The 6,285-nt window shown below is 60.8% G+C and carries 5 protein-coding genes and 3 pseudogenes; 5 read left to right on the top strand and 3 right to left on the bottom strand.

What is annotated here, in order from left to right; translation table 11 throughout:
• The 4 genes and pseudogenes from VMJ11_RS32895 to VMJ11_RS32880 all read left to right on the top strand — a co-directional run.
• Window positions 1-578: pseudogene (locus VMJ11_RS32895) on the top strand (FAD-dependent oxidoreductase); the annotation flags it as partial.
• Window positions 579-601: 23 nt separating this feature from the next.
• Entirely contained in the window at window positions 602-1,144 is a 543-nt protein-coding gene (locus tag VMJ11_RS32890) for a hypothetical protein (protein WP_325625271.1), read from the top strand.
• Window positions 1,141-1,716, top strand: coding sequence for a peroxidase-related enzyme (locus tag VMJ11_RS32885; RefSeq protein WP_325625269.1), 576 nt, complete (start codon window positions 1,141-1,143; stop codon window positions 1,714-1,716). The genes VMJ11_RS32890 and VMJ11_RS32885 overlap by 4 nt, the downstream gene beginning before the upstream one ends.
• 161 nt (window positions 1,717-1,877) lie before the next feature.
• Window positions 1,878-2,459, top strand: a pseudogene (locus VMJ11_RS32880) (sulfonate ABC transporter substrate-binding protein); the annotation flags it as partial.
• Window positions 2,460-2,461: 2 nt separating this feature from the next.
• Here VMJ11_RS32880 and VMJ11_RS32875 read toward each other — a convergent pair.
• The 3 genes and pseudogenes from VMJ11_RS32875 to ltrA (VMJ11_RS32865) form a co-directional block, all read right to left on the bottom strand.
• Window positions 2,462-2,911 (bottom strand): annotated as a pseudogene (locus tag VMJ11_RS32875) (IS6 family transposase); the annotation flags it as partial.
• Between the two features lie 73 nt (window positions 2,912-2,984).
• Window positions 2,985-4,229, bottom strand: a complete 1,245-nt coding sequence (gene ltrA / locus VMJ11_RS32870; RefSeq protein WP_325625267.1) for a group II intron reverse transcriptase/maturase — start codon at window positions 4,227-4,229, stop codon at window positions 2,985-2,987.
• 220 nt (window positions 4,230-4,449) lie between these two features.
• On the bottom strand, window positions 4,450-5,925 hold the full coding sequence (gene ltrA / locus VMJ11_RS32865; protein WP_349255984.1) for a group II intron reverse transcriptase/maturase: 1,476 nt from the start codon (window positions 5,923-5,925) through the stop codon (window positions 4,450-4,452).
• A 173-nt stretch (window positions 5,926-6,098) separates the two neighbouring features.
• Between ltrA (VMJ11_RS32865) and VMJ11_RS32860 the strand changes: the two genes are divergently transcribed.
• On the top strand, window positions 6,099-6,285 hold a 187-nt coding region (locus VMJ11_RS32860; protein ID WP_325625264.1), incomplete at its 3' end, for a hypothetical protein.

Genomic DNA, 6,285 nt, shown 5'->3' with positions numbered 1-6,285 from the left:
AAAGCCAGACACCGCCGCCGCGCGACAGCGTGCTGCGCGTCACGCGTCACGAAAACGCGTATCTGCATCTGGGCAGCCCGATCATGCGTGCTGATGCTCATGCCGACGAACTCGTGATCGACACGCCCAAAGGGCGTTATCAACTCGACTATCTTATTTTCGCCACCGGCTTCCATTCGGAGATCGACACGCGCGACGAATTCACCGCCATTGCTCCACATGTGAGGCGTTGGCGCGATCGTTTCGATCCCGGCGCGGAACTCGACAACGAAGAGCTGGCGACATCGCCCGATCTCGATAGCCGCTTTGCTTTTCAGGAGCGCGTGCCGGGCACGTGTCCCGCGCTTGCCCGCATTCATTGCTTCAATCACGCGGCGAGTCTCTCGCACGGCAAGGTGGCAGGCGACATTCCCGCCATCAGCGACGGCGCACAGCGGCTCGCGCGCGCGATCGCGTCGATGCTGTTCGACGCTGACCGCGAAAATCATTACGCCGCGCTCCAGGCATTCGACAAGGCCGAGCTTGCCAGCGACGAATGGACCGACGCGGACGCACCGTCCGTCATCGACAAATCGTGAACACCTTATCCTGAGGATCTTGCATGACAACAGAAGTGAAGCCAACGCCGGCACACGACGACACCGCGCGTCTGGCCGGAATCGCATCGACGGGGTCCGTCGCCGCGTTGCGCGCCGCTCGCGCCGATGCCACACGCTATACGCAGGGCAGCTTCGACGCCCTGTTCGACCCGAGCACCACCGGGCTTTCGCTCGACGAGCGTTTCGCGGCCGCCAGCTACGCAGCCGCGTTGTCGGCAGCACCCGAGGCGGCGCGCGCCTATCGCGAGCGCCTGCTTGCATTGGGTTCGTCGGCGGAGAGCGCTATTGCGGCGCTGGGGGGCTTCATCTCGGAGGGCGTGGTGCATGCAAACGCTCCTGACATCGATGCTCGGCTCGCCGCGATTCTCAAGCACACGCACGCGCTTACGACCCTCACCCCAACTCCCGGGCAGTCCGCACTGCTGCGCGTAAAACAAGCCGCTCTGTCCACGCCCGAGATCGTCGCGCTTTCGCAGCTCGTCGCATTCGTCACGTATCAGGTTCGCGTCGTTGCCGCACTGCGCGCACTGGAGACTTCAGCATGAGCACATCGCACGGCTTCACATCGCAGCAACTCGGCTGGTCGGCATGGCTCGACACGGTGGCGCTCGCTAACGCCACGCCCGAACAGACGGCCGTTCTGGAAGAGAGCCATCCGCAAGCAAAGACTTCCGACTACTATCTGCTGCTCGTGCATGAGCCGGAAATCTTGCGGCAACGCTCGGGCGCGTTCAACAGCATCATGTATGCACCGGGCGGGTTGTCGCGCGCGGAACGTGAACTCGCCAGTACTGTGGTCTCTCGGGTGAATGGCTGCGTCTATTGCGCTTCCGTGCATGCGCAGCGGTTCCAGCAACTCGCGAAACGCGACGACGTCATTCAGCAGGTGTTCGCCGATCCGCAAACGGCAGGCACGACGGCGCGAGAACGGGCCATCGCCCGTTACGCGATCGATCTGACCTTGCATCCCGACGCGATCGATGCGGCATCGATTGCTGCACTCAAGGAAAACGGCCTCACGCAAGCTGAAATCCTCGACCTGAGCCATGCGATAGCGATCTTCGCGTGGGCGAACCGCCTAATGCTGACGCTCGGCGAGCCTGTGTTTCCCGAATGATGTCGAGCATGCAGGGAGAGTCGGCGGGACGGTCAACGCGCGTTGAGCGTTGCGTCCCATAGCCGTTTCCCTGCTTTCGATATGCGCAAACGTTGTTTGAATTCATGCGCCTCGCGAATTAACGTCAGCAGTCTATTCTCCGATACCGACACGCAAAGCCGATGAGCAAACGCGACAAATCAGTCGCCCCCTCTCCTGCCGATCCCGATCGGCGTCAACTGCTGCGGCGCGCGGGCGCTGGCGTGGCGGGCGCTGCGCTCGGCGGGCTGCTCACGCCGCTTGCGCCATTCGCGACAAGCGCCGCTCACGCACAAGGCACGAACAACCGGCTGAGAATCGGCTTCCAGAAGTACGGCAACTTTGTCGTGCTCAAGGCGCGCGGCACGCTCGAAAAGCGGCTCGCGAGCCAGGACGTCAGCGTGCAATGGCTGGAATTTCCCGCTGGTCCGCAACTGCTCGAAGGCTTGAACGCGGGCGCCGTCGATGTGGGCAGCGTCGGCGAAACGCCGCCCATTTTTGCGCAGGCGGGTGGCGTCGATTTTGTCTACATCGGCAACGAACCGCCCGCGCCGCGCGGCGAAGCAATCGTCGTCGCGCAGGACTCGCCGATCCGCACCGTTGCGCAACTGCGCGGCAAGAAGGTGACGCTCAACAAGGGTTCGAATGTCCATTTCCTGCTGGTGAAAGCGCGGTTCTGTCGCAGTAAGGTAAGTGGGACAAGCGAAGGCGATATACAAAGGATAGCTTATGAAACCAACGAGTAAAATTGCTGGGCGGCAGACAGCGGGGTGTTGCCCGAACATTGCAGCTGTCCTTTCTTGATCATGTGCATCAATTCGATGCCACTCAGAATGACACGCGCGCAGTTGAAATCCTTGAACCCGAGCATCGGTCGGGTTCGGCGTTTGATGGCCCGATGATCCTGCTCCACGATGTTGTTCAAATACTTGATCTGACGAACCTTGATGGGCATCTCGCGCTCGGCATTCACCGCGTTAAGCGCGGCCAGATTGGAGCCGCTTTTGTCGATGGTCACCGTCTCGGGCGAACCGTTCTGACCGATGGCCTTTTCGAAGAAGCGCCGCGCAGCGGCCTTGTCCCGCTTGGCTCTGAACAGAAAGTCAATGGTCTTGCCCGTCATATCCACTGCGCGGTAAAGATACTTCCACGAGCCCTTGACCTTGATATAGGGGTGAGTAGGCCTCGGGAATTGCGCCCGAAGCCTCTCGCAGAACCGTACGTGACACTCGCGCGTCATACGGCTCCCGTTATCCAACCTGTGCCCCCTGAAACTGCCAGTGCATGAACTGTCGCGGATACGCCTTCTTTATCTTGTGCAACCACTCCTCACTGCGGCTTTTATGCCGTCGCAGTGTCTTGTACTTGCGCTGGGCCCAACGCACGAGCTTACGGTCGAGATACCGTGCGAGCCCGCGCATGGCCGTCCGATAGAAGGCCCCGTAGTAGTTCCACCAGCCACGTATCATGGGATTACATTGCTCGGCCAGCTCGACCAGTGACCCGGACGTTCGACGAGGCAGCCGCCACCCCCGCACCGTCTGTCGCATCCGTTTCAAGGCAACAGGACTTACGCCGGGCAGAAAACTGGTAGAGATCTGGCCAGACTTGGTCTTCACCCTTCGCGGACGAAACAGGAAGCCCAGAAATGTGAAAGTCACTTCCGGGTAGGTTTGGGTACGACTGCGGTCCTTGCAGTACACGATCTTTGACTTCTCAGGATGCATCTGCAATCCGCACTCCGCCAGTCGCGAAGCAATGGCCTGGATGACCTCCTGCGCCTGTGCCAGGCTGCGGCAGTGTACTACCGCATCATCGGCATAACGCGTAAACGGGCATTGAGGGAAGTGCCGCTGCATCCATGCATCGAACGTATAGTGCATGAACAGATTCATCAACATCGGGCTGACCACCCCACCCTGAGGTGTACCTCGCGCTCGTGGCAGTCTCGCCCCATCTGCAGTCTCGAACGGCGCAGTCAGCCATCGCTCGATATACAGCAGAAGCCAGTCCACCTTGATGTGCTTGCGTACCGCCTTGAGCAGGAGGTCATGATCGATCTGATCGAACGCCGCCTTGATGTCAAACTCAACAACCCAGTCATACTGCCAGCAACGCTTGCGCGTCACCGCAATCGCCTGTTTTGCCGATTTTCCCGGCCTGTATCCATATGAATCCGGATGGAACAACGGATCCAGAACCGGTTCTATCATGAGCTTGGCCACAGCCTGGGCGACTCGGTCCGACACGGTGGGCACGCCCAGCTTTCTGGTACCGCCCGTGGCCTTGGGTATCTCTACCTGCTTCACCGGCGGCGGGAAATACGACCCCGACGACATCCGGTTCCACAGCTTGTACAGATTGCCCGACAGGTTCTGCTCGAACATGGCGATCGTTTCATCGTCCACGCCTGCAGCACCCCGGTTGGCCCTCACCAGCTGATACGCCTCCCAGACCGTGCGTTTCGCAATGTCATACGGTTTTGTTGAGGTCATGTCACTTATCCCCGCCATGCAGGTTGGTGACCTTCGTCAACAGGATAACGCTGCCCCTTCGCTCCACCCTCATTACAAGGGCTTCAACACTACTACGGGCAGCTCCGCCCCTCACTCCGGCATCGGTATTCTTCCTCATGGTGTCTGTTTGCGGTAGGAATGCCCATTGCTGGGCACCCCCCGCGCAGATCCCAGCGCGCCCGATTCAGGCACTGGGCTCCTACCTTGGGTGCTTAACGGCAAATCTCTGGTCCGGCCACGGGTGAAGTATGCGAGGGCGCGGGAGCCATGTATCTGCAATTCGCGTCATCCGCTCCCACGACGTTCGGTCCTTCTGACTGCGCCGCCGTAGCGTGCGCATCCATAGCTCCCGGACGTGGTGGCGGAAGGCACTAAGTGCACGGAAGTTCGTGGGCACCGCATGATAGGCAAAGTACCCTTGAACCACCTGCTTGAGCCATTTCCCCTGCTCTGGAATCGGGTCATGCATACGCCTTCGGAACTCGCCCTTGAGGTGCCTGAGCTTCGCCCGCATGCGATCCCCGCGAGTCTTCCTGTGAAGCTGGAAGGCACCGCGGCGTGAGCGCCCGCAGATAAAGATGAAGCCCAGGAAGGTGAACGTCTCCGGCCGTCCAAGACCGCGCCGCTTTCGTCTGCCCGCTGCATTGCGGCCAAACTCCAGCAGCCTCGTCTTGTCCGGATGTAGCGCAAGCTCGAACTTCTCCAGCCTCGCTCGCATCGCGTCCCAGAAGTGTCTTGCATCAGCTTCGTGTTCGAAGCCGGCTACGATGTCATCGGCGTATCGCACGATGACAACATTGCCTTTGGCTTCCTTGCGGCGCCAACGCTCGGCCCAGAGATCAAAGGCGTAGTGCAGATACACGTTCGCGAACAGCGGTGATGCCACTGAACCCTGCGGGGTACCTGTATCACTTACGCTAAGCTCTCCATCTTCCAGAACGCCCGCCTTGAGCCACTTGCGCACAAGTCGGATGATGCGCTGGTCGCCAATCCGGTGCTCCAGAAAGCGGACCAGCCATTCCTGGCTCAGCCCGTCAAAGAAGTTCCGTATATCCGCGTCCAGTATCCAGTTCACTGGGGTGCGATCGATGGCTACCGACAACGCATCCAACGCATCATGTTGACTGCGCCCGGGCCGGAACCCGTACGAGAAGCCTATAAAGTCTTCTTCGTAGATAGCGTTGAGCACTTCCACCACCGCGCGCTGCACGATCTTGTCTTCCAGCGCGGCAATCCCCAGCGGGCGCTGCTTTCCATCCGGCTTCGGTATGTACTGCCGCCGAACGGGCAACGCCCGGTACGCGCCACTCTGTACCTGCGTGTGCAGGCGCAGGAGATTCTCTTCCAGCCCTGCCTCGAAGTACTGCCACGTCATGCCGTCCACGCCCGCAGCCGCATTGCGCTTGAGCGCATGGAACGACTCGCGCAGCAGATCGACAGTGACATGGTGTAGCAGTGCGGTGAACCGCTCCTTCTTCCGCTGCCTTGCAGCCTGCCGTACACGTTCCAGCCCATGTGACACGCTTTCCCGCTCCTGTGCCCGGCACGTGTTGGTCTGCCCCGTGTTCCCCTTGGTCCCCGCCCTTGGCTCCACCCACTCCGCAGCCGGTTTCCCGGCCTTGTTCGCAGGCTTCGTCGCTACTACGGCGGAGTCAGACTTCTCCCGTCCGTTCATCATCGGCTACGGCTCCTCGCCTTCCCGATGCGGACCTGCCCATGCTGCGACAGGCCAGACGAGAGATCTCCCGGTTCCCGCACAAGGAGCGTCCACACATGCCAGGGTCTCCGACCGCGCCGGGCCAACGAGGCGCTTGCGATGACGCGCCCCGCCGTGTTGCCTTCCGTCAAATGGACAACGTCGGCGCCCGGGATGATAAAACTATCGCGGCTCAATGGCTGGCCTGTGTGCTCCCCTGCCGACGCTTCGCCGACATCCTCACGAACGCCTGCGCACGGCTCGGGGCCGATGTGGTTCGCTATACCTTCATCGTAATGGACTTTCACCATCTACTCCTTGCCGGTCTCCCGGCGCTCC

Source organism: Paraburkholderia sp. (assembly GCF_035501035.1).
Lineage (GTDB): Bacteria > Pseudomonadota > Gammaproteobacteria > Burkholderiales > Burkholderiaceae > Paraburkholderia.
Note: the sequence above shows the minus strand (reverse complement) of the source record. Positions and strands in the feature narration are given on the sequence as shown.